Source organism: Corynebacterium vitaeruminis DSM 20294 (genome assembly GCF_000550805.1).
Lineage (GTDB): Bacteria > Actinomycetota > Actinomycetes > Mycobacteriales > Mycobacteriaceae > Corynebacterium > Corynebacterium vitaeruminis.
In genome coordinates this window covers 1,849,356-1,872,679 of record NZ_CP004353.1, presented here as the reverse complement: position 1 = coordinate 1,872,679, position 23,324 = coordinate 1,849,356, and the positions used below count along the sequence as shown (strand labels likewise).

Annotated in this window: 26 protein-coding genes; 16 read left to right on the top strand and 10 right to left on the bottom strand. The window is 67.3% G+C overall.

Annotation, left to right across the window (positions count from 1 at the left end; genetic code table 11):
* Nucleotide 1: 1 nt before the first annotated feature.
* From B843_RS08580 to thiC, 5 genes are all read right to left on the bottom strand, one after another.
* A complete protein-coding gene (locus tag B843_RS08580; protein ID WP_025253100.1) occupies nt 2-784 on the bottom strand; it encodes a thiazole synthase in 783 nt (260 codons plus the stop codon).
* A gap of 2 nt (nt 785-786) precedes the next feature.
* Nucleotides 787-987, bottom strand: coding sequence for a sulfur carrier protein ThiS (thiS, locus tag B843_RS08575; protein ID WP_025253099.1), 201 nt, complete (start codon nt 985-987; stop codon nt 787-789).
* A gap of 42 nt (nt 988-1,029) precedes the next feature.
* Nucleotides 1,030-2,115 carry a glycine oxidase ThiO gene (gene thiO / locus B843_RS08570; protein ID WP_051483572.1) on the bottom strand — a complete coding sequence of 362 codons (1,086 nt, stop codon included), beginning with the start codon at nt 2,113-2,115 and terminating at the stop codon, nt 1,030-1,032.
* A gap of 74 nt (nt 2,116-2,189) precedes the next feature.
* Nucleotides 2,190-2,843 carry a thiamine phosphate synthase gene (locus tag B843_RS08565; protein ID WP_038595415.1) on the bottom strand — a complete coding sequence of 218 codons (654 nt, stop codon included), beginning with the start codon at nt 2,841-2,843 and terminating at the stop codon, nt 2,190-2,192.
* Nucleotides 2,844-2,856: 13 nt separating this feature from the next.
* Nucleotides 2,857-4,677, bottom strand: a complete 1,821-nt coding sequence (thiC, locus tag B843_RS08560; RefSeq protein ID WP_025253096.1) for a phosphomethylpyrimidine synthase ThiC — start codon at nt 4,675-4,677, stop codon at nt 2,857-2,859.
* Between the two features lie 369 nt (nt 4,678-5,046).
* On the opposite strand from thiC, the gene rplS reads away from it, so the two are divergent.
* From rplS to B843_RS08520, 8 genes are all read left to right on the top strand, one after another.
* A complete protein-coding gene (gene rplS / locus B843_RS08555; protein WP_025253095.1) occupies nt 5,047-5,388 on the top strand; it encodes a 50S ribosomal protein L19 in 342 nt (113 codons plus the stop codon).
* 132 nt (nt 5,389-5,520) lie between these two features.
* The gene (gene lepB / locus B843_RS08550) at nt 5,521-6,330 is read left to right on the top strand and encodes a signal peptidase I (RefSeq protein WP_376780257.1); all 810 of its coding nucleotides are present in this window, start codon (nt 5,521-5,523) and stop codon (nt 6,328-6,330) included.
* A gap of 16 nt (nt 6,331-6,346) precedes the next feature.
* A complete protein-coding gene (locus tag B843_RS08545) occupies nt 6,347-7,000 on the top strand; it encodes a ribonuclease HII (protein ID WP_051483481.1) in 654 nt (217 codons plus the stop codon).
* An 18-nt stretch (nt 7,001-7,018) separates the two neighbouring features.
* Entirely contained in the window at nt 7,019-7,324 is a 306-nt protein-coding gene (locus tag B843_RS08540; RefSeq protein WP_025253092.1) for a DUF2469 domain-containing protein, read from the top strand.
* Between the two features lie 338 nt (nt 7,325-7,662).
* Nucleotides 7,663-7,965 carry a YraN family protein gene (locus tag B843_RS08535; RefSeq protein WP_244877318.1) on the top strand — a complete coding sequence of 101 codons (303 nt, stop codon included), beginning with the start codon at nt 7,663-7,665 and terminating at the stop codon, nt 7,963-7,965.
* On the top strand, nt 7,952-9,499 hold the full coding sequence (locus B843_RS08530) for a YifB family Mg chelatase-like AAA ATPase (RefSeq protein WP_025253090.1): 1,548 nt from the start codon (nt 7,952-7,954) through the stop codon (nt 9,497-9,499). Before B843_RS08535 ends, B843_RS08530 begins: the two co-directional genes overlap by 14 nt.
* A gap of 73 nt (nt 9,500-9,572) precedes the next feature.
* A complete protein-coding gene (dprA, locus tag B843_RS08525) occupies nt 9,573-10,739 on the top strand; it encodes a DNA-processing protein DprA (RefSeq protein ID WP_025253089.1) in 1,167 nt (388 codons plus the stop codon).
* A 157-nt stretch (nt 10,740-10,896) separates the two neighbouring features.
* Nucleotides 10,897-11,847 (top strand): tyrosine recombinase XerC, encoded by a 951-nt coding sequence (locus B843_RS08520; protein ID WP_081751541.1) that lies wholly within the window; start codon nt 10,897-10,899, stop codon nt 11,845-11,847.
* On the opposite strand, the gene B843_RS08515 is transcribed toward B843_RS08520, so the two are convergent.
* Nucleotides 11,844-12,353 (bottom strand): murein hydrolase activator EnvC family protein, encoded by a 510-nt coding sequence (locus B843_RS08515; protein WP_025253087.1) that lies wholly within the window; start codon nt 12,351-12,353, stop codon nt 11,844-11,846. The genes B843_RS08520 and B843_RS08515 overlap by 4 nt on opposite strands.
* 448 nt (nt 12,354-12,801) lie before the next feature.
* On the opposite strand from B843_RS08515, the gene rpsB reads away from it, so the two are divergent.
* The 5 genes from rpsB to B843_RS08490 all read left to right on the top strand — a co-directional run bounded on the left by rpsB (nt 12,802) and on the right by B843_RS08490 (nt 17,413).
* Nucleotides 12,802-13,617, top strand: a complete 816-nt coding sequence (gene rpsB, locus B843_RS08510; RefSeq protein ID WP_025253086.1) for a 30S ribosomal protein S2 — start codon at nt 12,802-12,804, stop codon at nt 13,615-13,617.
* A gap of 315 nt (nt 13,618-13,932) precedes the next feature.
* Entirely contained in the window at nt 13,933-14,760 is an 828-nt protein-coding gene (gene tsf, locus B843_RS08505; protein WP_025253085.1) for a translation elongation factor Ts, read from the top strand.
* Between the two features lie 305 nt (nt 14,761-15,065).
* On the top strand, nt 15,066-15,791 hold the full coding sequence (gene pyrH / locus B843_RS08500) for a UMP kinase (RefSeq protein ID WP_025253084.1): 726 nt from the start codon (nt 15,066-15,068) through the stop codon (nt 15,789-15,791).
* 96 nt (nt 15,792-15,887) lie between these two features.
* Nucleotides 15,888-16,445, top strand: a complete 558-nt coding sequence (gene frr, locus B843_RS08495; RefSeq protein WP_025253083.1) for a ribosome recycling factor — start codon at nt 15,888-15,890, stop codon at nt 16,443-16,445.
* 89 nt (nt 16,446-16,534) lie between these two features.
* On the top strand, nt 16,535-17,413 hold the full coding sequence (locus tag B843_RS08490; protein ID WP_025253082.1) for a phosphatidate cytidylyltransferase: 879 nt from the start codon (nt 16,535-16,537) through the stop codon (nt 17,411-17,413).
* Nucleotides 17,414-17,476: 63 nt separating this feature from the next.
* On the opposite strand, the gene B843_RS13515 is transcribed toward B843_RS08490, so the two are convergent.
* Entirely contained in the window at nt 17,477-17,890 is a 414-nt protein-coding gene (locus B843_RS13515) for a cytochrome b5 domain-containing protein (RefSeq protein ID WP_197020773.1), read from the bottom strand.
* Nucleotides 17,891-17,945: 55 nt separating this feature from the next.
* Here B843_RS13515 and B843_RS13270 point away from each other — a divergent pair, with 55 nt between their 5' ends.
* Entirely contained in the window at nt 17,946-18,482 is a 537-nt protein-coding gene (locus tag B843_RS13270) for a TetR/AcrR family transcriptional regulator (protein WP_025253080.1), read from the top strand.
* 52 nt (nt 18,483-18,534) lie between these two features.
* Here B843_RS13270 and B843_RS08475 read toward each other — a convergent pair whose 3' ends face one another.
* Nucleotides 18,535-18,954, bottom strand: a complete 420-nt coding sequence (locus B843_RS08475) for a LapA family protein (protein WP_025253079.1) — start codon at nt 18,952-18,954, stop codon at nt 18,535-18,537.
* A 229-nt stretch (nt 18,955-19,183) separates the two neighbouring features.
* Here B843_RS08475 and rlmN point away from each other — a divergent pair, with 229 nt between their 5' ends.
* Nucleotides 19,184-20,281 carry a 23S rRNA (adenine(2503)-C(2))-methyltransferase RlmN gene (gene rlmN / locus B843_RS08470; RefSeq protein ID WP_025253078.1) on the top strand — a complete coding sequence of 366 codons (1,098 nt, stop codon included), beginning with the start codon at nt 19,184-19,186 and terminating at the stop codon, nt 20,279-20,281.
* On the opposite strand, the gene B843_RS08465 is transcribed toward rlmN, so the two are convergent.
* The gene (locus B843_RS08465; protein ID WP_025253077.1) at nt 20,278-21,216 is read right to left on the bottom strand and encodes an alpha/beta hydrolase; all 939 of its coding nucleotides are present in this window, start codon (nt 21,214-21,216) and stop codon (nt 20,278-20,280) included. The two genes, rlmN and B843_RS08465, sit on opposite strands and share 4 nt — an antisense overlap.
* A 97-nt stretch (nt 21,217-21,313) precedes the next feature.
* Entirely contained in the window at nt 21,314-21,739 is a 426-nt protein-coding gene (locus B843_RS08460; RefSeq protein WP_025253076.1) for a DUF2631 domain-containing protein, read from the bottom strand.
* A gap of 380 nt (nt 21,740-22,119) precedes the next feature.
* Between B843_RS08460 and dxr the strand changes: the two genes are divergently transcribed.
* Complete coding sequence (dxr, locus tag B843_RS08455) at nt 22,120-23,304, top strand: 1-deoxy-D-xylulose-5-phosphate reductoisomerase (RefSeq protein ID WP_034648548.1); 1,185 nt, start codon at nt 22,120-22,122, stop codon at nt 23,302-23,304.
* The last annotated feature ends 20 nt before the right edge of the window (nt 23,305-23,324 follow it).

Sequence of the window (23,324 nt, the reverse complement as noted above, 5' to 3'; positions counted from 1 at the left end):
TTTATAGCACCTGATCCGACCAGCTCACGGTGCCCTCGACCGGCGAGGAGGCCACGGCGTGCTCGCGCTTGGGGATCCGCCCCGCCGCGCCCGCCAACCGGCCGGCCTCCACCGCGTGCGCCATCGCCTCCGCCATCGCCACGGGATCCTGGCAACGGTTGACGGCGCTGGCCAGCAGCACGCCGGAGCAGCCCAGCTCCATGGCGAGCGCGGCGTCGCTGGCGGTGCCCACGCCCGCGTCGAGGATCACCGGCACGCCCGCGTTCGCGCAGATGAGCTCGATGTTGTGCGGGTTGAGGATGCCCAGCCCGGTGCCGATCGGCGAGCCCAGCGGCATGACCGCGGCTACGCCCACGTTCTCCAGGTGGCGGGCGACGATGGGGTCGTCGGAGGTGTAGGCGAGCACCGTGAACCCGTCGGCGACCAGCCGCTCGCAGGCGTCCAGCAGCTCGGTGGTGTCGGGCAGCAGGGTGTGCTCGTCGGCGATGACCTCGACCTTCACCCAGTTCGTGCCGAGCGCCTCGCGGGCGAGCTTGGCGGTTAGCACCGCGTCGCGGGCGGTCTGGCACCCGGCGGTATTCGGCAGCGGGGCGATGCCGAGCCGGGTGAGCATCTCGAAGACGCTCTCGCCGGAGCCGACGGTCGCGGCGTGGCGGCGCATGGCCACGGTCGTCAGCTGCGTCCCCGAGGCGACGAGCGCGCGCTCGAGCATGTCCTGGCTGGTCGCCCCGCCGGTCCCCATGATGAGGTGGGAGTCGAAGGTCTTCTCCGCGATGGTGAGCACTTCTAGCCTCCCTGCACCGCGGTGAGGATCTCCACGACCGCGCCTTCCACCAGCGGGTTTTCCCACTCGGCGCGGGTGAGCACGTCCTCGCCGATGGCGACGGCGATGCCGGATCCCGTCTCCGAGCCGGTCACTTCCTTCACGAGCTCGGCGACGGTCGTGGCGGACACGTCGCGGGGCTGGCCGTTGACTACGAGTTTCATTCGGTCCTTCTTCTTCGCTTTTCGACGTCTATAGTTTCAGGCCTACGCCCCGTGCCGGAGCGGGTCGCAGGCGGAGATATCAATGCCCGGGGCGCGGCCCTCCACGAGCTCGCGGGTGACCCTGGCGCCGAAGGCGCTGAGCAGGATCCCGTGCCGGAAGTAGCCGGTGGAGACGATGATACGGGGGCTGATCCGCCCGAGGTAGGGCAGGTCGTCGGGGGTGCCGGGGCGCGCGCCGCAGGTGGCCTCTAAGAACTCGCACTCCTCGAGCGCGGGGACGAGCCGGATGGCGTCGCGAAGCAGCTGGTGGACGCCGCCGACCAGGGGGCCGGGGTGGTCGTCCTCGCGGCTGGTGGCGCCGATGGCGATGGTGCCGTCGACCCGCGGGATGACGTAGACGGGGCGGTCCTCGACGAAGCCGCGCACGACGCGGGTGACGATCTCCCCGGTCTCCGGGGCCTTGACCCGCAGGATGTCGCCGTAGACCGGGCGCAGCCGCAGCGGGTTGGCGCCGGTAAACCAGCCGCCGATTCTCGCGGCGCCGAGCCCGCAGGCGAGGACCACCTGGTCGCCATCGACGAGGTCGATGGCCTCACCGCCGCGAAGCGCGATCGCCTCGTCGGTGACGGATTCGACCGTCCCCGCGTGAAAGCGCACGCCGAGGTCGCGGCAGGCGTCGATGAGCGCCTCGGCGTACATGCGCGGGAAGACCTGGGTGTCGCCCGGGAGCGAGACCGCGCCCGCGATCCTCGGTGACAGCGCCGGCTCGAGCCTGCGGGCCTCGCGCACGGTGAGCCGCTCGACGCTCATGCCGTGGGCGTCCTGGTAGTCGGTGAGCTCGGCGAGGTGGGCGGCGTCCGCCTTGTCGCCCGCCACGACGAGGGTGCCCTCCGTGCGGTGCCCGAGCGTGCGCCCGGTGTGCGCGGCGACGGCGGGGAAGATCTCCTCGTGCCACCCCGCGGCGGCGAGCATGAGCGGGAAGAGCGGGTCCTGGCGGTAGACCACCTCGGCGGCAGGGGCGAGCATGCCGCCCGCGTGGTGGGTGGCGCCCGAGGCGGGCTCTGGGTCGATGACGGTGACCGCGTGGCCGGCGTTCGCCAGCTCGAAGGCGGTGACCAGCCCCACCATGCCCGCGCCGATGACGTAGACGGTGGGAGTTGTGGCTGTAGGTGCCACGGGAGTGCCTTTCTTTAATGGGGTGGTTAGCGGCGGCCGCGCTCGAACTCGGCGAGGACCGTCGCGCAGTAGTCGGAGGGGGAGTCGGCGTTCATGATGCCGCGGACGATGGCCGTGCCCGCGATCCCGGTGGCGGCAAGCTCCGCCACGTCATCCGCGGTGACGTCGCCGATGGCCACGACCGGCACCAGCGACTCCTTCACAATCGGGGCGTAGCCAGCGACACCGAGCGGGACGCGCCCGGAGTCCTTCGTGGGCGTGGGGCGGAAGGGCCCGCAGCCGACGTAGTCGAGGGCGCCCGCCACCTTGTTGGCCGCGCGCACGAGCTCGAGGGTGCCGGTGGTCAGCCCGATGATGGCCTGTGGCCCGAGCAGCGAGCGCACCGCCGGCACCGGGAGGTCGTCCTGGCCCACGTGCACGCCGTGGACGTTCGCGCCCTCGCGCATCAGGGCCAGGGCCACGTCGACGCGGTCGTCGACGAGCACCCGGGTGGCCGGGTTCGCGGCGGCGACGGCCTCCGACACCGAGCGGGCGAGCGCGAGCAGCGAGCGCGCGCTGATCGGCTTCGAGCGGACCTGGATGACACCGGCGCCGCCGGAGGCCGCCTGGGCCGCGCGGTCTGCCACCTCGCGGGGGTCTCCCGCGCCGGTGACGAAGTAGCAGCGGTAATCGACGGGCATGAGGCTCACGGTCCTAGCTCTGAACCGAGTGGTAGAGCTCGCTGCCCTGGGCGCGGAACTCCTCGGCCTTGACCGCCATGGCCGCCTCGGCGGCCTCGACGGCGGCGGCGCCGTTGTCCGCCACCCCCACGGTGGGCATGCCTAGGGAGCTCACGACCTCGTCGGAGAAGGTGTCGCGGATGTCCTGGCTGATGCGCATGGAGCAGAACTTCGGGCCGCACATCGAGCAGAAGTGCGCGGTCTTGGCGGGCTCGGCGGGCAGGGTCTCGTCGTGGTACTCCTCGGCGGTCTCCGGGTCGAGGGAGAGCGCGAACTGGTCGTGCCAGCGGAACTCGAAGCGCGCCTTGCTCATCGCGTCGTCCCAGGCGCGCGCGCCGGGGTGGCCCTTGGCCACGTCGGCGGCGTGGGCGGCGAGCTTGTAGGTGATCACGCCGGTCTTGACGTCGTCGCGGTTGGGCAGGCCCAGGTGCTCCTTCGGGGTGACGTAGCAGAGCATCGCCGTGCCGCCCATCGCGATGTGGGCTGCGCCGATGGCGGAGGTGATGTGGTCGTAGCCGGGCGCGATGTCGGTGACCAGCGGCCCCAGCGTGTAGAAGGGCGCGTCGCCGCACCAGTCCTGCTCCAGCTCGTTGTTGTGCTGGACCATGTTCAGCGGCACGTGGCCGGGGCCCTCCACCATGACCTGGACGTCGTACTCCCAGGCTCGGCGGGTCAGCTCGCCGATGGTCTTCAGCTCGGCGAACTGGGCGGCGTCGTTGGCGTCGGCGAGCGAGCCGGGGCGCAGGCCGTCGCCGAGCGAGAAGGCCACGTCGTACTTGGCGAAGATCTCGCACAGCTCGTCGAAGTTCTCGTAGAGGAAGCTCTCCTTGTGGTGCGCCAGGCACCAGCCGGCCATGATCGAGCCGCCGCGGGAGACGATGCCCGTGACGCGCTTGGTGGTCAGCGGGATAAACGGCAGGCGCACGCCCGCGTGGATGGTCATGTAGTCCACGCCCTGCTCGCACTGCTCGATGACGGTGTCGCGGAAGATCTCCCAGGTGAGATCCTCGGCGATGCCGTCGACCTTCTCGAGCGCCTGGTAGATGGGAACGGTGCCGATCGGCACGGGGGAGTTGCGGATGATCCACTCGCGGGTGGTGTGGATGTCGTTGCCGGTGGACAGGTCCATGACGGTGTCCGCGCCCCAGCGGGTGGCCCAGCGCAGCTTGCTCACCTCCTCCTGGATGGACGAGGTGATCGCGGAGTTGCCGATGTTGGCGTTGATCTTGGTGAGGAACTTCCGGCCGATGATCATCGGCTCGGACTCGGGGTGGTTGATGTTGTTCGGGATGATGGCGCGGCCGCGGGCGACCTCGCTGCGCACGAACTCCGGGTCCATGTTCTCGCGCAGCGCGACGAACTGCATCTCCTTGGTGATCACACCCTTGCGTGCGTAGTGCAGCTGGGTCACGCGCTCGCCGTCCTTGGCGCGCAGCACCGGGCGCTTGGTGCCCTGCCACTCCTGGGAGGCCTCGCCGCGCTTGATCGCGCGCTTGCCGTCGTCGAGCAGGTTGCGCTCGCGCCCGGCGTAGGACTCGACGTCGCCGCGCTCGGCGATCCATTCTGAGCGCAGCCCCGGCAGGCCCTTGGTCGGGTCGCACACCGGCCCGCGGGTGCGGTAGACGTGCACCGGCTCGTTGGGGCCGGTGGGGGAGTCGTCCAGGGTGATGCGGGTCTGCGGCACCTCCAGGCCGTCGCGCTCGATCGGCGCGTACGAGTGCTTGGGGTGGATTTCCCGAGCCTCCTGGGCGAGGATCTCGGAAACGGACAGATTCGTGGCAGGGGTACGCGACATTAACGCATCCTCTCTTCCTTCGCTGGTGCTAGCCAGACAGGTTCATACGGTGCTCGCGCGGCGTCAGCGCGATCTCAGCCCATGCCTTGGGTGCCCGTGGGGATTGACAGTCTCGCATTGTAGCCACGAAGGAGGCCTTTCGCCCAGTTTTTCGCTTTTCGACGCGTACCGTGGGCGTCGACAAGCGAAAAAGCAAACCTCAACTTGTTTTTTATGCCCCGATCGTGTAATAATTCTCTGGTTGTCTACCCGGCCGCCAGCGGCTCCGGGTGGTCGCGATGAATTTGTAGTGGATATGAACCGGCCGAGCGCCCAGTCGTGGGAAGTGCCGCCAGGGTCCTCTTTCCTTTGAATGTAAGGATTGTCTTAATGAACATTCTCGACAAGGTTGATGCAGCATCCCTGCGCAACGACATCCCTGATTTCCGCCCGGGCGACACCCTGAACGTGTACGTCAAGGTCATCGAGGGTAACAAGACCCGTACCCAGCTGTTCAAGGGCGTTGTCATTCGCCGCCAGGGCGACGGCATCCGCGAGACTTTCACCGTCCGCAAGGTGTCCTTCGGCATCGGTGTCGAGCGTACCTTCCCGGTGCACACCCCGAACATCGAGAAGATCGAGGTTGCAACCCGCGGCGATGTCCGTCGTGCAAAGCTGTACTACCTGCGCGACCTGCGTGGTAAGGCCGCCAAGATCAAGGAGAAGCGCTAAGCGCTCGCCTTGGCCCACGGCGCCAGCTAGGTCCCGGTCCGGTTTCCTCCATTATGCGAGGTGCCGGGCCGGGATTTTTTCTTTTCTGGTTCGGCGCAGGCCTTCCGGCGCCGGGAACGCTCAATGCTAGAGTTGTTCGACGTGAATGCGAAACCCCATGACGACGCCCAGCCGCAGGGCCCCTACCAGCCCCGGCACGGCTCTCCGCTAGGAAACCCGGAGAAGCGCACCGACAACCAGGAGAAGTCCGCGCCCTGGTACGTGGAGATCCCCGTGGTGATCGTGCTGACGCTCGTTATCATCATGGTGCTGCAGACCTTCGTCGGCCGCGTCTACATGATCCCGTCGCAGTCGATGGAGCCGACGCTGCACGGTTGCACCGGCTGCACCGGCGACCGCATCTTCGTGGACAAGCTGAGCTACACCTTCGGCGACCCGGAGCCGGGCGACGTCGTGGTGTTCAAGGGGCCCGACTCTTGGAACGAGCGCTACACCTCCCAGCGCAGCAGCAACACCGTCATCCGCGGCCTGCAGAACCTGGGTTCGCTGGTGGGTCTCGTGGCCCCCGACGAGAACGACCTAGTCAAGCGCATCGTGGCCAAGGGCGGGCAGACCGTCCAGTGCCTCCAAGGCGACCCAGGCATCATGGTCGACGGCAAGGAGATCGACAGCTCGTACACGCTCAACCCGCCGGCCTACCCGGTGGACCCGACCACCGGCTCCGACGCCTGCGGCGGCTTCTACTTCGGCCCGATCACGGTGCCGGAGGGCAACTACTTCATGATGGGCGACAACCGCACCAACTCCGCGGACTCCCGCTACCACCTGGGCGACCAGTACCAGGGCACGATCCCGCGCGAGAACATCAAGGGCAAGGTCCAGTTCATCCTGTTCCCGCTCAACCGCATCGGCGGCGTCCCGCACATCGACATCCAGGGCTAGGAGCCATCCCACGACAGTGACCATCCGGACGCTCAAGCAGCTGCGCACCTACGAGGTCGCCCTGGGCAAGTGCGGCCTCGGCCCCGTCGCGGGCGTGGACGAGGCCGGCCGCGGCGCGTGCTGCGGGCCGATCACGATCGCGGCCTGCATCATGCCGGATCGCACGATCCCGCAGCTCGACGGGCTTACCGATTCCAAGCAGCTCTCGGAGCGCTCCCGCGAGGAGCTCTTTCCGCTCATCCAGAAGTACGCGGTGGCCTTTTCGATCGTGGACATCCCCGCCGCCGCGATCGATCGCCTGGGCATCCAGCACGCCAACATCTCCGGGATGCGGCGGGCGGTCGCGCGGCTTGCGGTCCAGCCCGGCTACGTGCTAACTGACGCCATGCGGGTGCCGGGCTTCCCGATGCCCACCCTGCCCGTCATCGGCGGCGACGCCTCCGCCCGCTGCATCGCCGCGGCGAGCGTTCTGGCCAAGCACCACCGCGACACCCTCATGGCCGAGCTGGACCGGCGCTACCCGGGGTACGGGTTGGCCGGGCACAAGGGATACGGCACGAAGGCGCACATGCTCGCGGTGAGTCAACACGGCGGATGCCCCGAGCATAGATATAGTTATGCCAATGTGGGCGCTGCGCACAGGCAGTGGCTCGCGCAACAGGAAGCCTAAAGTCCGGAAGGCGGAGAAATGAGTGCAGAAGAACTCGACAACTATGAGGCCGAAGTCGAGCTGTCGCTGTATCGCGAGTACCGCGACGTGGTCAGCCAATTCTCCTACGTCGTGGAGACCGAGCGCCGCTTCTACCTGGCCAATGCGGTCCAGCTCATCCCGCACACCCAGGGCAGCGACGTCTACTACGAGGTGCGCATGTCGGACGCCTGGGTGTGGGACATGTACCGCTCGGCGCGTTTCGTGCGCTACGTGCGCGTGATCACCTACAAGGACGTCAACATCGAGGAGCTCGACAAGCCTGAGCTCATCATCCCGGACTAGCTGCCCTTCCGCTGGCCCTTCCTTCTTTTTCGGGGAGGGCTTTCTTGCGTTTCGAGGAGGGCCAAGCAGCATATCAGGTTTTCGATCCCGCGCAACCGGAGCCTTTGCGCGGGCCCGATTTCTGTGGACAACTCGGCGGTGGTCGGAGTTATCCACAGAAAACGGCGGCGTTGCGCAACGGGGGTTGTTGAAGCCAGCGTGGCCCGACACAATGCGTGGTGACGGCGGCGGGGGTCGCCGCGACACCACACTAGGGGAGGGAAACCATGCACCAGGCAGCGGTTACATCGAGAAAAGAGCTAGGAAAACAGGGGGAAAACGTCGCCGCGGAATTCCTTGTGCAGCACGGCTACGAGATCGTCGAGCGCAACGTCCCGTTCAAGGAGGGCGAGATCGACATCATCGCCGAGAAAGACGGGGAGCTGTGCTTCATTGAGGTAAAGACGCGGCGCACCCAGGCCTTCGGCGTGGAGGAGTCCGTGAGCCCGCGCAAGCTGCGCAGGCTGAGGCTCGCCGCCGCGCGCTGGCTCGAAGGGCGGCCCTGGGCAGATGTCCGCTTCGACGTCATCGGGGTGCTGGTTGCGGAGGGCATGCCGCCGCAGGTCCGCCACACGAAGGGGATCGATCGTGGCGCTCGCTAAGGCCCTATCCGCGGTGGTCGTGGGCGTTGACTCCCAGGTGGTCGAGGTGGAGGCCAACGTCGGCGCCGGGCTGCCCGGCACGTTTATCGTGGGGCTCGCTGACACGGCGATCGCCGAGTCTCGGGACCGGATGAAGACGGCCGCGCTCAACTCCGGGCTGAGTTGGCCGAAGACGAAGGTCATCGTCTCGCTCACCCCGGCGTCGCTGCGCAAGTCTGGCTCGCAGCTGGATCTGGCCATGTGCCTGGCCATCCTCTCGGCCGCGGCCGAGGACTACGCCATGCGGGCGCGGCTGCGCTCGACGATGCTGCTCGGCGAGGTCGGGCTCGACGGCGGGCTGCGGGAGGTGCGCGGGGTGCTGCCCGCGCTGCTGGCGGCCAAGGCCGCGGGGCTTTCGACGGTGGTCCTCCCGTTGGCCAACGCCCAGGAGGCGCAGATCATCGACGGCCTCGAGGTTCTCGCCGCCGCGAGCCTTCGCGAGGCCGTGTTGTGGGCGCGGAACGAGGCGATCCTCGAGACGGCCTCGGAGGTCGCAGAGAAGCTCGCGCCGGCCCGGAGGACAGCCGCAGCCACCCGCCACCTCGACATGTCCGATGTCGTGGGTGAGAAGGAGGCCAAGTTTGCCGCCGAGGTGGCCGCGGCCGGCGCGCACCACTGCATGCTCATCGGCCCGCCAGGCTCGGGCAAGTCGATGATCGCGGAGCGGCTTCCCACGATCCTGCCGCCGCTTAGCCACTCCGAGCAGCTGGAGGTGGCCACCATCCGCTCCGTCGCCCCGCACGCGAGCGCGGACCCTTCGGGGCGGCCGCCCTTCGTGGCGCCGCACCACTCGATCACGCGCGCAGCACTCCTGGGAGGGGGCGCGGGGACGCCCGTGCCGGGGGCGGTGACCCAGGCGCACCGGGGAGTCCTCTTCCTCGACGAGGTGAGCGAGATTCCGGCCCAGACCCTTGACTGTCTGCGCACGCCGATCGAGGAGGGGAGCGTCCGCCTCGTGCGTTCGCGCCAGGACGTGACCTTTCCGGCGAGCTTCCAGCTGGTGCTCGCGGCCAATCCCTGTCGGTGCGCGGCAGAGGAGCCTGCGCTGTGCACGTGCACCTCGCGGGAGCGGGCGAACTACCTGTCCAACATCTCGGGCCCGCTGCGAGACCGCATCGACATCATCGTCCGGACCCGCTCCCGCGGCGCGATGCTGGCCGAACCCGAGGTAGAGTCGAGCGCCGCCATCGCCGAACGCGTGCAGGCGGTCCGCGATCGCGCCGCGCACCGGTGGGAGAGGGCGGGCTTCGGCAGGATTCCGAATGCCGCCATGAACCCCCACGTGCTGCGCAAGCGCTATCCCGCGGACGAGGAGGGGATGGGCATGCTCGCCGCGTATCTGGGCAACGGCACGATCAGCCAGCGCGGCTGCGACCGCTCGCTGAGGCTCGCCTGGACGCTGTGCGACCTCGAGGAGGCCGCCCGGCCCGACCTGAGCCACGTCGCCCGCGCGCTCGAGCTGCGCAGCGACACCGAGCTGGTGAGCGCGGCATGAGCGCGCCGGAATCCTGGGCCTACCTCTCCCGCGCGCTCGAGCTGCGCAGCGACACCGAGCTGGTGAGCGCGGCATGAGCGCGCCGGAATCCTGGGCCTACCTCTCCCGCGTGGTGGAGGGCCCGAACGCGCACCTCACGGGGTTGCTCAGCCAGGGCAAGACCGCCGACGAGCTGGCGTTTGCCATCAAGAACCGCGAGGACTGGCTGGGCCCGCTGCTTCCCGCGACGCAGGCGCGCCACGAGTGGGATCGCTCGGCCGACGACCTAGCCATCGCCGCGGACCTCGGCGGCCGGATCATCCACCCCGGCCATCCCGAGTGGCCGCGGGAGGAGCTCGAGCGGGCCTTCGGGTTCTGCGCCTCCGGGGCGAGCCCCCACATCCGCTCCTACCAGGACGACGCGGTCCCGCCCCACGCGTTGTGGGTCCGCGGCGAGGGAGACCTCGCGCGCTTGAGTACCCAGGCGGTGGCGATGGTGGGCACCCGGGCTGTGAGCTCCTACGGCAGGCAGGCCACCTCGCTGCTGGTTGGCGGGCTCGCGGCCCACCAGTGGACCATCGTTTCCGGCGGCGCGCTCGGCGTGGACACGGTGGCGCACACGGAAGCGCTGGCCAACGGCACGCCCACGGTCTGCGTCGCGGCCTGCGGCATCGACCGCGACTACCCCTCGCGCAACTCGCGGCTCTTTGATGAGATCGCGCGCCGCAACGTCATCGTGAGCGAATACCCGCCGGGCGCCACCCCGCACCGGCACCGCTTCCTCACCCGGAACCGGTTGGTGGCGGCGCTGTCCCAAGGCACCGTCGTGGTGGAGGCTGCGTGGCGCTCGGGCGCGCTCAACACGCTGAGCTGGGCAAGCGGGCTGGGGCGGGTCGCGATGGCGGTGCCGGGGCCGATCACCACGGTGGGCTCGCTCGGGTGCCACGAGCGCATCCGCAACCACGAGGCGGAGCTCGTGTGCAGCGCCGACGAGATTCGGTCGCTTTTGTCCGCGGTGGGGGAGGTAGACGTCGACAAGCAATACGAGCTGGACTTTGCGGCGAGCCCCGTCCAATCGCTGAGCCGGAACGAGCTGCGGGTCTTCGACGCGCTGGGCGATAAGCCGCGGTCGGCCACCGAGGCGGCCGCGGACGCCGGGGTGACGGTCGCGCTGTGCCTGCACCTCTTGGTGGCGCTGGAGTCCCAAGGACTCGTGGAGCGAAAGGGCAGCGGGTGGATGCGGAGGGGGATTCAAAGTTAGGGTTGCATAACTTTCTAACGCCCGGTAGGGTAGGTGAGGCAAGCCTAAGTTAGCAGCGTTTGAGGTTCGGGCTGGTCCTCGGGCGCGTGCGATGGGTGCGCCGGGCCGCAAGGCGGCTGGGTGAATTCGGCGCGACCGCGCACTAAGGTTATGCACTATGGGTGAGTCAGTAGCGAGGGCGAAGCACGAAGACCGGGACCACAGCTCCGGTTCTTCGGCTTCGCCCTCGCTCACGCAGTTGGGGGAGCTGATCGAGGAATACGGCGAGCACCTGCTGTTCGTCAAGGGCCGATCGCCCGCCACCGTGCGCGGCTACGTCTCCGACCTGCAAAGCTTCGCCGAAGGCAGCCCGGATCTTGCCGACTTCACCCTCGGGAACCTCAGGCTCTGGCTCGCCGAGGCCGTCGAGGCGGGCAGGTCGCGGGCGACCATCGCCCGCCGCACAGCCGCCGCGCGCGGGCTGTCGACCTGGCTGGTCAAGCGCGGGCTCCTCGGCAAGGACGAGGCCGCCCGCCTTGCCGCCCCCGCCGCCGAGCGGCCCCTGCCCAAGGTCTTGTCCAAGAACCAGGCCGAGGAACTCATGCACGCCGCCACCCACGGCAGCGAGCACGAGGTGCGCCGCGACGAGGCGATCCTGGAGCTCCTCTACGCCACCGGCATCCGCGTCTCCGAGCTGGCGGGCGCGAACGTCGAGGATCTCGACCTTCCCAAGCGGCTCATCCGGGTGACGGGCAAGGGAAACAAGCAGCGGCTCGTCCCGTTCGGGAAGAAGGCGCACGAGGCGCTTCGATCCTGGCTCGACGAGTCCCGCCCCCAGCTCGCCGCGCCCGGCCAGCAGGCGCTCTTCGTGGGCGTTCGCGGCGGGCGCATCGATCCGCGCCAGGTGCGCCGCGTCGTCGAGCGCGCGGGCAGGCAGGTCGACGTCAGCGGGCTCGGCCCCCACGCGCTCAGGCACTCCTCGGCCACCCACGTCCTCGACGGGGGAGCGGACCTGCGCATCGTCCAGGAGCTGCTCGGCCACTCTTCGCTGCAGACAACGCAGATCTACACCCACGTGAGCACGCAGCGGCTCAAAGACGCCTTCGACCAGGCTCACCCCCGCGCCTAGCCGCCCGGCTGCGGCTTGAGCCTGATCTTGGGCGGTGCGAGAAGCCCCAGCGGGTTGACGTACTCGTTAGGTCCCGTGCGCGCGCCCCAGTGCAGCCCGCGCGAGCCGTCGGTCGTGGGAAGCAGTGTCCCGATCGGCTGCCCCTCGGCTACCTCCTCGCCCTCGCGGACGAGGGCAGCCACCGGCTGGTAGGTGGTGCGGATCCCGCCCGCGTGGTCGACGGAGACCGCTGGCACCCCGGCCACCGTCCCGGCGAAGGCCACGCGCCCCGAGCCGGCCGACAGGATTGCCTGGCCCACGCGGGCGTCGAGGTCCACCCCGCGATGGCCCGGCAGCCAGTTCTGCGGCGGGTTGTCGAAGCCGCGCACCACCCCGCGCGGGGAGGGCCCGCCCGTGGCGGGATTGACGTAGGCGCGCGCCGGGCCTGCCACGGCCACGCACGACACGACGAGGAAGGACGAAGCGGTGCAGATTGACAGGACAAGAGCTCGAAAAAGTGTCGCCATGCCCCAAGGTCTAGCCGGGACCGCAAGCCCAGTAAACCGAAGCGGGCCCGCCCTGTGGATAGCTGCGGGCATGCGCCCGAAGGGGATCGAAACACCAGAAACACCAGAAACACCCATAACTTGAGTCTTCGCAGGTCGCACCAGCCACAGCACCAGCCACGTAGCGTCGACAAGCCTGTGAAAAGCTTTTTGGTGATTCCTGCCTCGTGAGCTAAGCTGTTCGGTTAGCAGTGTAAATATGACCTTTGGCTGCCGCCCGCAACGCCGGGAGGTGGCCTTATCCATGTTCGCACTAGCTTAATTCGCGCAGTCATCGCGAACCGCGTAAGCGCTGGTCCCTCACACATTGTGTAAGGGTGCGAGCGCGGTGATGGCGGCCAGGGCGCGGGGAGAACCCGCGCAAGCATCAAGTAACCGAAACCGATTTGAACTTTAGAAAGGAAGCACCATGGCAGTCGTAACCATGCGAGAGCTCCTTGACTCCGGTGTCCACTTCGGCCACCAGACCCGCCGTTGGAACCCGAAGATGCGTCGTTACATCCTCACCGATCGTAACGGCATCTACATCATCGACCTTCAGCAGACTCTGACCTACATCAACGAGGCCTACGAGTTCGTGAAGGAGACCGTTGCTCACGGCGGCACCATCCTCTACGTCGGCACCAAGAAGCAGGCCCAGGAGGCCGTCGCTACCGAGGCTGAGCGCGTCGGCATGCCGTACGTGAACCACCGTTGGCTGGGCGGCATGCTCACCAACTTCCAGACCGTCTCCAAGCGTCTGCACCGCATGAAGGAACTGCAGGCCATGGACGCAGCCGAGAACGGCTACGAGGGCCGCACCAAGAAGGAAGTCCTCATGCTGACCCGCGAGCGCACCAAGCTCGAGCGCGTCCTCGGCGGCATCGCCGACATGCAGAAGGCTCCGTCCGCTCTCTGGGTCGTCGACACCAACAAGGAGCACATCGCCGTCAACGAGGCTCACAAGCTCAACATCCCGGTTGTGGCTATCCTCGACACCAACTGCGATCCCGATCTCGTCAACTACCCGGTCCCGGGCAACGATGACTCCATCCGCTCCATCGAGATCCTGACCCGCGTCGTCTCCCACGCCGTCATCGAGGGCAAGAAGGCCCGCGAGGAGCGCGCCCTGGCCGCCGCCAAGGAGGCCGCTGGTGACGCCAACAAGACCGAGGCTGCAGCCAAGGTCGAGGCCACCGAAGAGGTTGCCGCCAAGGTTGAGGCTCCGGCCGAGTCCGCTGAGTAATTCAGTCCTGACTTCGAGTATCCGCTGATGCTCACTAATGCCCTTCGGTTTCCGGTGAACGCACGACAAGTTCAACCGAAGCTGGAGGGCATTTTGTCCTTTTGAAGTTTCTCCTTCCTTTTTCCTCGCGGTTGCAGTCTCACGCCGTGTACGCTTATCGACGGCAACCCATCCTCGCTGACCCGCGGGTTTCGCGGGAAGCGGAAAAGTGGTTCTAAAACACGGGCATTCATCCTGCATGATGCGCGCTAGGCCGCTACCCTGAATGGGAAACTTTCACGAATCATTCCTACCAAGAGGAGGATCGCCCCCACAATGGCGAACTACACCGCTGCTGACGTTAAGAAGCTCCGCGAGATCACCGGCTCCGGCATGCTGGACTGCAAGAAGGCTCTGGAAGAGACCGCTGGCGATTTCGAGAAGGCTGTCGAGGTCCTGCGCATCAAGGGCGCCAAGGACGTCGGAAAGCGCGCAGAGCGCAACGCTACCGAGGGCCTGATCGCCGTGTCCGGCAACACCATGGTCGAGATCAACTCCGAGACCGACTTCGTTGCCAAGAACGCCGAGTTCAAGGACTTCGCTCAGAAGGTCGCCGACGCCGCTGCTGCCGTGAAGGCTAACTCCGCCGAGGAGCTCGCCGCTGCTGACGTCGACGGCAAGACCGCCGCCGAGGCCATCCAGGAGCTGTCCGCAAAGATCGGTGAGAAGCTCGAGCTGCGTCGCGCCGTCACCCTCGAGGGCGAGAACGTCTCCGTCTACCTGCACCACCGCTCCGCCGACCTGCCGCCGGCAGTGGGCGTGCTCGTGGCCTACCAGGGCGAGGGCGACGCCGCCAAGGAGGCCGCTCACGCAGCCGCCATGCAGGTTGCCGCTCTGAAGGCTGCCTACCTGACCCGCGAGGACGTTCCGGCCGAGGTCGTCGAGAAGGAGCGCTCCATCGCCGAGCAGATCACCCGCGAGGAGGGCAAGCCGGAGAAGGCTATCCCGAAGATCGTCGAGGGCCGCCTGAACGGCTTCTACAAGGACGTCGTCCTGCTCGAGCAGGCTTCTGTTGCCGACAACAAGAAGTCCGTCAAGCAGGTCATGGACGCCGCCGGCATCACCCTGACCGGTTTCGCTCGCTTCGAGGTTGGCCAGCACTAATCTCGTGGTTTCCGCGCCCCCACCGGGGCGCCCTAAGCCCAGCACAACACCCCTTCACGGCGGTGTCGTGCTGGGCTTTTGCCTTTTCGGGGCGAACTCGCACAAGCAAGTGATCAAAAGGTAAACTGTCTTTTTGATGTCGGAAGGCGGCGCACCCCGAGCCTGGCCCCAAACCCAGCTCGGCGCCCGCCCGCACGCCCCGCTCGTGCTTCGACGAAACTTCACACCGCGCGGCCGCCACGTCTTGGCCGCGCACTAGGGTCCGCATATTCCACACCTGGAAACGGGAAGAAAGGTACCAACCCATGGAGCAGGCTGCTCAACGTTCCGGATACAAGCGCGTGATGCTCAAGCTCGGAGGTGAGATGTTCGGCGGCGGCGCTGTGGGCATCGATCCGGACGTGGTGCAGGGCGTCGCCCGCCAGATCGCCAGCGTGGCCCGCCAGGGGTACGAGATCGCCGTGGTCATCGGCGGCGGCAACTTCTTCCGCGGCGCCCAGCTGCAGCAGCGCGGCCTGGACCGCAACCGCTCGGACTACATGGGCATGCTGGGCACGGTCATGAACTGCCTCGCCCTGCAGGACTTCCTCGAGCAGGAGGGCATCGACTCCCGCGTCCAGACGGCCATCAACATGGCCCAGGTCGCCGAGCCGTACCTGCCGCTGCGCGCCAAGCGCCACCTCGAGAAGGGCCGCGTGGTCATCTTCGGCGCCGGCATGGGCATGCCGTACTTCTCCACGGACACCACCGCCGCCCAGCGCGCCCTCGAGATCGACTGCGAGGTGCTGCTCATGGCCAAGGCCGTCGACGGCGTCTACTCCGACGACCCCCGCACCAACCCCGACGCGAAGTTCTACAGCGAGATCACCCCGCGCGAGGTCATCGAGCAGGGGCTCAAGGTCGCCGACGCCACCGCGTTCAGCCTGTGCATGGACAACAACATGCCCATCCTCGTGTTCAACCTTCTCGAGGAGGGCAACATTGCCCGCGCCGTTGCGGGCGAGCGTATCGGCACTTTGGTGAAGTCCTGATAGGTTAGAAGAAACAACAAAGTGAAAAAGCCCGCCAGCTCACAGGCCTAGGCGGGCGGCACGACGCACCATTTCGCAAGAAGGAACCTTTAAGACATGATCGATGACATCCTGTTGGAGTCGGAAGAGCACATGGCCACCACGGTGGAGCGCACCCGCGATGAGCTCACCAACATCCGTACCGGCCGCGCCAACCCTGCCATGTTTAACGGCGTGATAGCCGATTACTACGGCGTTCCCACTCCCATCACGCAGATGTCCACCATCTCGGTCCCTGAGGCGCGCATGCTGCTCATCAAGCCCTACGAGATGTCCACGATGCACGACATTGAGAACGCCATCCGCAACTCCGACCTCGGCGTGAACCCCACCAACGACGGCCAGGTTCTCCGCGTGACCATCCCGCAGCTGACCGAGGAGCGCCGCAAGGACATGGTTAAGCTCGCCCGCTCCAAGGGCGAGGAGGGCAAGATCGCCATCCGCAACGTCCGCCGCAAGGGCATGGACGGCCTGAAGAAGATCCAGAAGGACGGCGACGCCGGCGAGGACGAGGTTCAGGCTGCCGAGAAGGAGCTGGACAAGGTCACCTCCAACTACGTCTCCCAGATCGACGACCTGGTTTCCAAGAAGGAAGGCGAGTTGATGGAGGTCTAGAACCTTCGTTAACCGATGCGAAATTCAGATGGGCGGAAAGCGAGATTCTCCTTTCTGCCCATTTACATGTGCAAGGAGGCGCGTGAGGAATGAATCAGTCAGCGCGGGGGTTTGAACACCTGCCCAAGCCCAAGAACTCGGCGGGCCGCAACCTCAAGGCGGCCATCTCGGTGGGGCTGGGGCTGGGTGCGCTCGTGCTGCTGTGCGTGTTCGTCATCCCGCACGGCTGGTACCCGCTGGTGGCGGTCGCGGTGGCGGTGGCCACGTGGGAGGTGCACGCGCGGCTCAGCGAGCACGGCTACCTCATTCACCGCTCCTTCCTGCTCATCGGCGGGCAGCTCATGGTGTGGATGAGCTGGCCGTTCGGCCCCAAGGGGTTGGTGAGCGCCTACGTCGCCTCCGTGCTGCTCATCATGTTCGGGCGGCTGTTCCACCACGGCCGAAACTCCGCGCCGAAGAACTACCTGCGGGACATGTCGGTGGCGATCTTCGTGCTCACCTGGATCCCGCTGTTCGGCAGCTTCGCGGCGATGCTCTCGCTCTTCCAGACGGACACGGTGCCGGGCTCCTACTTCATCGTCACGTTCATGCTCTGCGTCATCGCCTCCGACACCGGCGGCTACATCGCGGGCGTCATGTTCGGCTCGCACCCCATGGCGCCGGCGGTGAGCCCGAAGAAGTCCTGGGAGGGATTCGCTGGCTCGGTCGTCGGCGGGATGCTCGTGGGTGCGCTGACGGTCGCGCTGCTCTTGCAGTACCACTGGTGGTGGGGCGTGGTGCTCGGCTTCCTGCTGGTCATCTGCGCGACCCTTGGCGACTTGGTCGAGTCCCAGTTCAAGCGCGAGCTGGGCATCAAGGACATGTCGGCCATCCTGCCCGGCCACGGCGGCCTCATGGATCGCCTCGACGGCATGCTGCCCTCGGCGATGGTCACCTGGCTGCTGCTCAGCCTCGTGTCCGTGGCCTAGCAAAAACCTTCGCCCCCGTCATCCTCGAGTAGGATGCGGGGGCTTCGCCGTGCGGGCACGGGATCAGGGGGCGTAGCTGCCAATGACCGTGAGCCCGGCGATGTGCTCGACCCCGTGGCCGGACGTGAGGAAGGCCTCGGTGACGTCGCCGCCGGGTGTGACCCCGTGGTGCCACTTCGGTGCCTGCCAATCCTTGGCCCCGGTGACGTCGTAGACGACGCCGTTGATGGCGATCCAGGCCAAGTGGCCGTTTTCACCATTGGCGTCGGAAAGCTCCTGCGGGGTGATCTGGGTGGTGCGCAGCGTTTCCTGCTCCGACGTGCTGAAGGCGCGGTTGAACTTGCTGGGGTCGCCGACGTTTTTCGGGGTCTGCAAGAAGAGGAACGCCGCGGCGCAGGCGACGAGCACGACAACCGCGATGATGATGGTCTTGAGCATCTCGAACTCCCAAAATGAATGAATATTAAATATGTTCATTCATGAGTCTACAGGGCGTAACGAAAAATGAATAGTACTTGCTAGAATTCATTTCATGTCGGCAGCGGGAAAAGACGAATTGTTAGAGGCGGCGCGAAGCGAGTTCGAGGCCAAGGGCTACAAGGCGACGTCCGTAGCCGCCATCGCGCGGCGGGCCGGGATGGCCGTGGGCACGGTCTACCTGCGGTATCCCTCCAAGTACGAGCTCTTCCGCGAGGTGTACGCGGCGGTCAACCGTGAGCAGAAAACCCGGCTGAGAAATAGCATCGACTGGTCCGACCCGAAGCGGGCCCTCGTGGCCTGGCTCGAGGGCAACATCGAGGCGCTAGCGAGCGATCCGATTCTTGCGGCCTGGCGCGACGGGGCGCTCGGCCCGCGCCTGCGCGCTGAGGTGGCCTCCCCGGAGGTTGACTTCCTCTCGCGCCAGTTTGAGACGTGGCGCGCCGAGGGGCGAGTGACGGCGGAGCTGAGCGGCGAGACCGTGGCGGGCCTACTCGGCGCGTTCGACGTGCTCGATCGCTCGGCGGAGGTTGAGCCGCCGACGATCAGCTTCCTGCTCCGCGCGGTGATGGATTCCCTCTTTCCCGAGTAAAAACGGCATGAAAAACCCCGCACGCGCGGTGCGGGGTGGGAAAGCGTCTAGCCTAGCGGCGCTTCTTGATCTGGCGGCGCAGCTGGAACATGCGCACGCCGCCGACCAGCGCCATGATGAGCGCGCCGATGATGGCGGCCAGCAGGAAGCCCACGCCGGCCGGGAGGCTGATGTGGAGGTTGAAGAACGAAAGCGCCACGGCCTGCTGGTTCTGGAGGATGAACACCAAAAGCACGATGAGCAGGAGCGCACCCACGATGAGCGCGAGCCACGCGCCGCCGGCGAAGGTACTCTTCACCTTCGGCTTCTCAGGCGTGGTCGGCGCGTCGGTGGTGGCCGGTACGCTCACGGGAGCGTTGCTCGCCTCGCTAGGCAGGGGAGCGGGGACGAGCTCGGTCTCCGGGGTCGGCTCGGCGGAAACGGTGGTCTCGGGGAGCTGAACCTCGTTCTCGTGAGAATCGTTCTTAGGCATGTCCCCATTCAACTGCATCGTTAGCCACTTCGCCAATCTTTTCTCTCGTGGTCACCAATCCGGGCGGGGTCGCTGTGGCGCCGAAACGCCCTTACCTGTGAAAATGCTAAATGTGGGTTAAGTGTCTTGGTGGGTCGGGGGTGGCGCGGCTCTCACCCGGCGACCCGGCGTGGCGTTGGGTGGACGAACTCGCGGTTGAGCTGGCAATTGTGCGAGAATAAGGACCACTATGCCTACTCCCGTTGCCCTGAACTTCGGCGCCGGTCGCGCCAAGATGCCGCCCACCCACTTCGCCGACCTCAGCCCCGAGGAGCGTATCGACGCGCTCAAGGAGCTCGGCCTGCCCAAGTTCCGCGCGAATCAGCTGGCCAAGCACTACTACGGCCGCATGGAGGCGGACCCGCGCACGATGACGGACCTGCCCGAGTCGGCGCGCGAGAAGGTCGCGGACAAGCTGTTCCCCACGCTCATGACGCCGGTGCGCAAGGTCGAGGCCGACGACGGCGAGACCCAGAAGACCCTGTGGCGCCTGCACGACGGCACCCTGCTCGAGTCGGTGCTCATGCGCTACCCGGACCGCGCCACCTTGTGCATCTCCTCCCAGGCGGGCTGCGGCATGGCCTGCCCCTTCTGCGCCACCGGCCAGGGTGGGCTCGACCGCAACCTCTCCACCGGCGAGATCGTCGACCAGGTCCGCGCGGCCGCGGCCACCATGGAGGCCGAGGGTGGGCGCCTGTCCAACATCGTCTTCATGGGCATGGGCGAGCCGCTGGTCAACTACAAGCGTGTCGTCTCGGCCGTCCGCCAAATCACCCGCCCGGTCCCGGAGGGGTTTGGCATCTCCCAGCGCAACGTCACCGTGTCCACCGTGGGGCTCGCGCCGCTCATTCGCAAGCTTGCCGACGAAGACCTCTCGGTGACTCTCGCAGTGTCCCTGCACACGCCCGACGACGAGCTGCGCGACACGCTCGTGCCGGTCAACAACCGATGGTCGGTCCAGGAGGTCCTGGACGCGGCCCGCTACTACGCGGACAAGTCCGGACGCCGCGTCTCCATCGAGTACGCGCTCATCCGCGACGTCAACGATCAAGGCTGGCGCGCGGACATGCTGGGAAAGAAGCTGCACAAGGCGCTGGGCTCCAAGGTCCACGTCAACCTCATCCCGCTCAACCCCACGCCGGGCTCGAAGTGGGACGCCTCCCCGAAGGATCGCCAGGACGAGTTCCAGCGCCGCGTCATCGCCCAGGGCGTGCCCTGCACCGTGCGCGACACCAAGGGGCAGGAGATCGCGGCGGCCTGCGGCCAGCTCGCCGCCGAGGAGCGCTAGCCGGAAAAGTACTGCTGCTGCGCGTGGCGGAACGCGTCGCGCAGGAAGCGTCGCGCCTGCCGCGCCGGTTGGGCGGGGTAGGCGAGCAGATCGAAGGCGTGGAAGCACCCGGGGAACTCGCGCAGCCACGCCTCGACGCCCGCGGCACGTAGGCGCCGGACGTACTCGGCGGTCTCGTCCCTAAACGGATCGATCGACCCCACGAACGTGCACGCCGGGGGAAGCCCGCGCAGGTCCTCGGCGCGCGCGGGCGCGGCGTAGGCCGGGACCTCGTCGACGCCGCGGAGGTAGAGCCGCCACGCCGTCTCGTTGGAGGCGGTGTTCCACACCGGTGCGTCGTTTCCCCGCGAGGAGGCGGTGATCCCGCGGTCGTCGAGCATGGGGTAGAGGGGCAACTGGAAGGCGACGGGGATGGTGCCTTCGTCGCGCGCCCTCAGGCACACGGCCGCGGTGAGCCCGCCGCCCGCGCTGTCGCCGCCGACGAACAGCTGTCGCCTGCTGATGCCCAGCTCCTCCGCGCGCTCGTGCATCCATACCAGGGCGAGGTAGCAGTCCTCCAGCGCGGCGGGGTAGGGCGCCTCGGTGGAGCGGCGGTAGTCCGGCAACACCGCGACACACGAGCCGTCGCCGCAGAAGAGATCGCCGAAGATGAAATCCTGCTCGGGAATGCCCAGGGCGAAGCCGCCGCCGTGCAGCCACAGCAGCCCCGTGACGGGTGCGTCCGGGCGGCGACGCCTGCTCCGGCACACGAGCAGGCGAAGGCGCGTGCCGTCGGGGCGGGTGACGAAGACCTGCGTGACGGAGGTGGACCGCCCGAGCCACCGGCCAGCGAGAAAGCGATCCAGCAGCGCGTTCGCGCTGCGGAAGCTTCGCTGCGTGAACGCCGGGTGCGCGAGGCGGATCGCCGTGCCTAGCGGGCGAATCCGCCAATCCATGGCGGAAGAGCTAATCAGATATCGGCGCATGTTCGCTGTCCTGGGTATGCAAAAGGCGCCCTGCACAGGCAGGGCGCCTTTTGGTCAAGAATGTTTCTTACTTCTGCGGCAGGGAGCGCAGGTGAGCGACGCGGGACGGCTCGATGTTGAGCGCGCGCAGCTGGGAGTCGGAAAGCTCCGCGTACGGGCCAGTGCAGGTGGCCTGCAGATAGTCCCAGTCCTTCTCCTTGTAACCGACCGGCTGGTTGTGGGCGGTCAGGGTGCGAACCTGGGAGCCCTTCGGCTGGAACAGCTGGATGAGGAGGCCGACCGCGATGAGGGCGGCGAAGGTGAACAGGAAGATGGTCTCGACGTGGCCCTTGTGGTTACCGAAGTTGTAGGCCAACAGGAACAGCACGGAAATCCAACCGGCGATCTGGGTTGCATTGCGTCCGATGTCGTGCCAACCCCAAGCGGCCGAAGGCTCATCCAGCGTGGACACGCCGTTGTGGACCTCAGGGGCGATGTGGTGGGAACCAGCCACGTTCTTCTCCTCTTATTCAAATGCAGCGTATGCCTTGCGGATGCGATGGAGCGTCGTGACCGCACACGTGCAACGATTCCTATTGATTCATGGGCTATTTTCGCATACTTGGCAGTTCCAAGCGACATTCTTCGCCGCGCGGACGAGCAAAAATCGGCGGCGGCCCCCTCAAAGTGCACGAAAAGCCGCAATCATCAACCTAAAGTACATACACGTTAGGGGGTGGGAGGGGTGTGGCGCCGAAGGCAAGCCGTCGAAAAGCGAAAACGACCCCAACCGGCGCGGGCCGCGACGAGGCGGTGGGACATAATGAGAAGGTGACTTCCATGAGCAATCCCCTCGGAGACTTTCCCATCATCTCGCCGACGACGCAGGCGACCATGCCGCGGCACGAGCGCCCGGGCGCGCCGCGCAAGGTCCTGATCCTCGGGTCGACGGGTTCCATCGGCACCCAGGCGCTCGAGGTGATCGCCGACAACCCCGACAAGTTCGAGGTGGTCGGCATCGCCGCCGGCGGGCGCTCGCCCGAGCTGGTCATCGCGCAGGCGAAGGCGCTGGGGCTTCGCGCCGATCAGGTCGCGGTGGCGGGGGAGGAGGCCGCGCGCGTCGTTAGCGAGGCGCTCGGCGGAACCGTGCTTTCCGGCGCCGATTCCGCCACCCGCCTGGTGGAGGAGCAGCCCGCGGAGCTCGTGCTCAACGGCCTCGTGGGTTCCCTGGGGCTTGCCGCCACGCTCGCGGTGATTAGGTCGGGCGCGTACCTGGCGCTGGCCAACAAGGAGTCGCTCGTCGCGGGCGGGCAGTGGGTGGTGGGCCAGGCGCGCCCGGGCCAGATCATCCCCGTCGACAGCGAGCACTCCGCGATGGCGCAGGCGCTGCGCGCGGGCTCCGACCTCGAGGTGGACCGCTTCGTGCTCACCGCCTCGGGCGGCCCCTTCCGCGGCTGGACCCGCGAACGGATGTGGGACGTGACCCCCGAGCAGGCCGCGGCGCACCCGACGTGGTCGATGGGGCAGATGAATACGCTCAACTCCGCCACCCTCATTAATAAGGGCCTCGAGCTGATCGAGGCGACCTTGTTGTTTGGCATCCCCGCCGAGCGCATCGAGGTGACCGTGCACCCGCAGTCGATCGTGCACTCGATGATCACCTTCGTCGACGGCGCCACCATCGCGCAGGCCTCCCCGCCGTCGATGAAGCTGCCGATCTCCCTGGCGATGAACTGGCCGGACCGTGTGCCCTTCGCCCAGCCGAGTCTGGACTTTTCCGCGGCGTCGACGTGGGAGTTCTTCCCCGTCGACAACGAGGCCTTCCCCGCGGTCGAGCTGGCGCGCGAGGTCGCCACCGTCGGCGGCACGCACCCGGCCGTGTACAACGCGGCCAACGAACAGGCGGCGGCCTCCTTCCTGAAGGGCGGCATCCGCTTCCCGCAGATCGTCGACGTCGTGGAAAAGGTCGTGGGCGAGGCCTCTCAGTTTGCTGGTGTACCCTCTTCCTTCGACGACGTCCTCGCTGTCGAGCGGGAGGCGCGTGCGCGCGCGGACGCCCTGGTGGCGAGCCTGCTCTAGCGGGGATCGCGGCGCGGATT

Excerpts from the sequence above, each read along its gene's own strand:
- thiS (WP_025253099.1), bottom strand. The coding sequence starts at position 987 with ATGAAACTCGTAGTCAACGGCCAGCCCCGCGACGTGTCCGCCACGACC.
- thiO (WP_051483572.1), bottom strand. The coding sequence starts at position 2,115 with ATGGTGGGGCTGGTCACCGCCTTCGAGCTGGCGAACGCCGGCCACGCG.
- B843_RS08565 (WP_038595415.1), bottom strand. The coding sequence starts at position 2,843 with ATGCCCGTCGATTACCGCTGCTACTTCGTCACCGGCGCGGGAGACCCC.
- thiC (WP_025253096.1), bottom strand. The coding sequence starts at position 4,677 with ATGTCGCGTACCCCTGCCACGAATCTGTCCGTTTCCGAGATCCTCGCC.
- rplS (WP_025253095.1), top strand. The coding sequence starts at position 5,047 with ATGAACATTCTCGACAAGGTTGATGCAGCATCCCTGCGCAACGACATC.
- B843_RS08540 (WP_025253092.1), top strand. The coding sequence starts at position 7,019 with ATGAGTGCAGAAGAACTCGACAACTATGAGGCCGAAGTCGAGCTGTCG.
- dprA (WP_025253089.1), top strand. The coding sequence starts at position 9,573 with ATGAGCGCGCCGGAATCCTGGGCCTACCTCTCCCGCGTGGTGGAGGGC.
- B843_RS08520 (WP_081751541.1), top strand. The coding sequence starts at position 10,897 with ATGGGTGAGTCAGTAGCGAGGGCGAAGCACGAAGACCGGGACCACAGC.
- B843_RS08515 (WP_025253087.1), bottom strand. The coding sequence starts at position 12,353 with ATGGCGACACTTTTTCGAGCTCTTGTCCTGTCAATCTGCACCGCTTCG.
- rpsB (WP_025253086.1), top strand. The coding sequence starts at position 12,802 with ATGGCAGTCGTAACCATGCGAGAGCTCCTTGACTCCGGTGTCCACTTC.
- tsf (WP_025253085.1), top strand. The coding sequence starts at position 13,933 with ATGGCGAACTACACCGCTGCTGACGTTAAGAAGCTCCGCGAGATCACC.
- pyrH (WP_025253084.1), top strand. The coding sequence starts at position 15,066 with ATGGAGCAGGCTGCTCAACGTTCCGGATACAAGCGCGTGATGCTCAAG.
- frr (WP_025253083.1), top strand. The coding sequence starts at position 15,888 with ATGATCGATGACATCCTGTTGGAGTCGGAAGAGCACATGGCCACCACG.
- B843_RS08490 (WP_025253082.1), top strand. The coding sequence starts at position 16,535 with ATGAATCAGTCAGCGCGGGGGTTTGAACACCTGCCCAAGCCCAAGAAC.
- B843_RS13515 (WP_197020773.1), bottom strand. The coding sequence starts at position 17,890 with ATGAACATATTTAATATTCATTCATTTTGGGAGTTCGAGATGCTCAAG.
- B843_RS13270 (WP_025253080.1), top strand. The coding sequence starts at position 17,946 with ATGTCGGCAGCGGGAAAAGACGAATTGTTAGAGGCGGCGCGAAGCGAG.
- B843_RS08475 (WP_025253079.1), bottom strand. The coding sequence starts at position 18,954 with ATGCCTAAGAACGATTCTCACGAGAACGAGGTTCAGCTCCCCGAGACC.
- rlmN (WP_025253078.1), top strand. The coding sequence starts at position 19,184 with ATGCCTACTCCCGTTGCCCTGAACTTCGGCGCCGGTCGCGCCAAGATG.
- B843_RS08465 (WP_025253077.1), bottom strand. The coding sequence starts at position 21,216 with ATGGATTGGCGGATTCGCCCGCTAGGCACGGCGATCCGCCTCGCGCAC.
- dxr (WP_034648548.1), top strand. The coding sequence starts at position 22,120 with ATGCCGCGGCACGAGCGCCCGGGCGCGCCGCGCAAGGTCCTGATCCTC.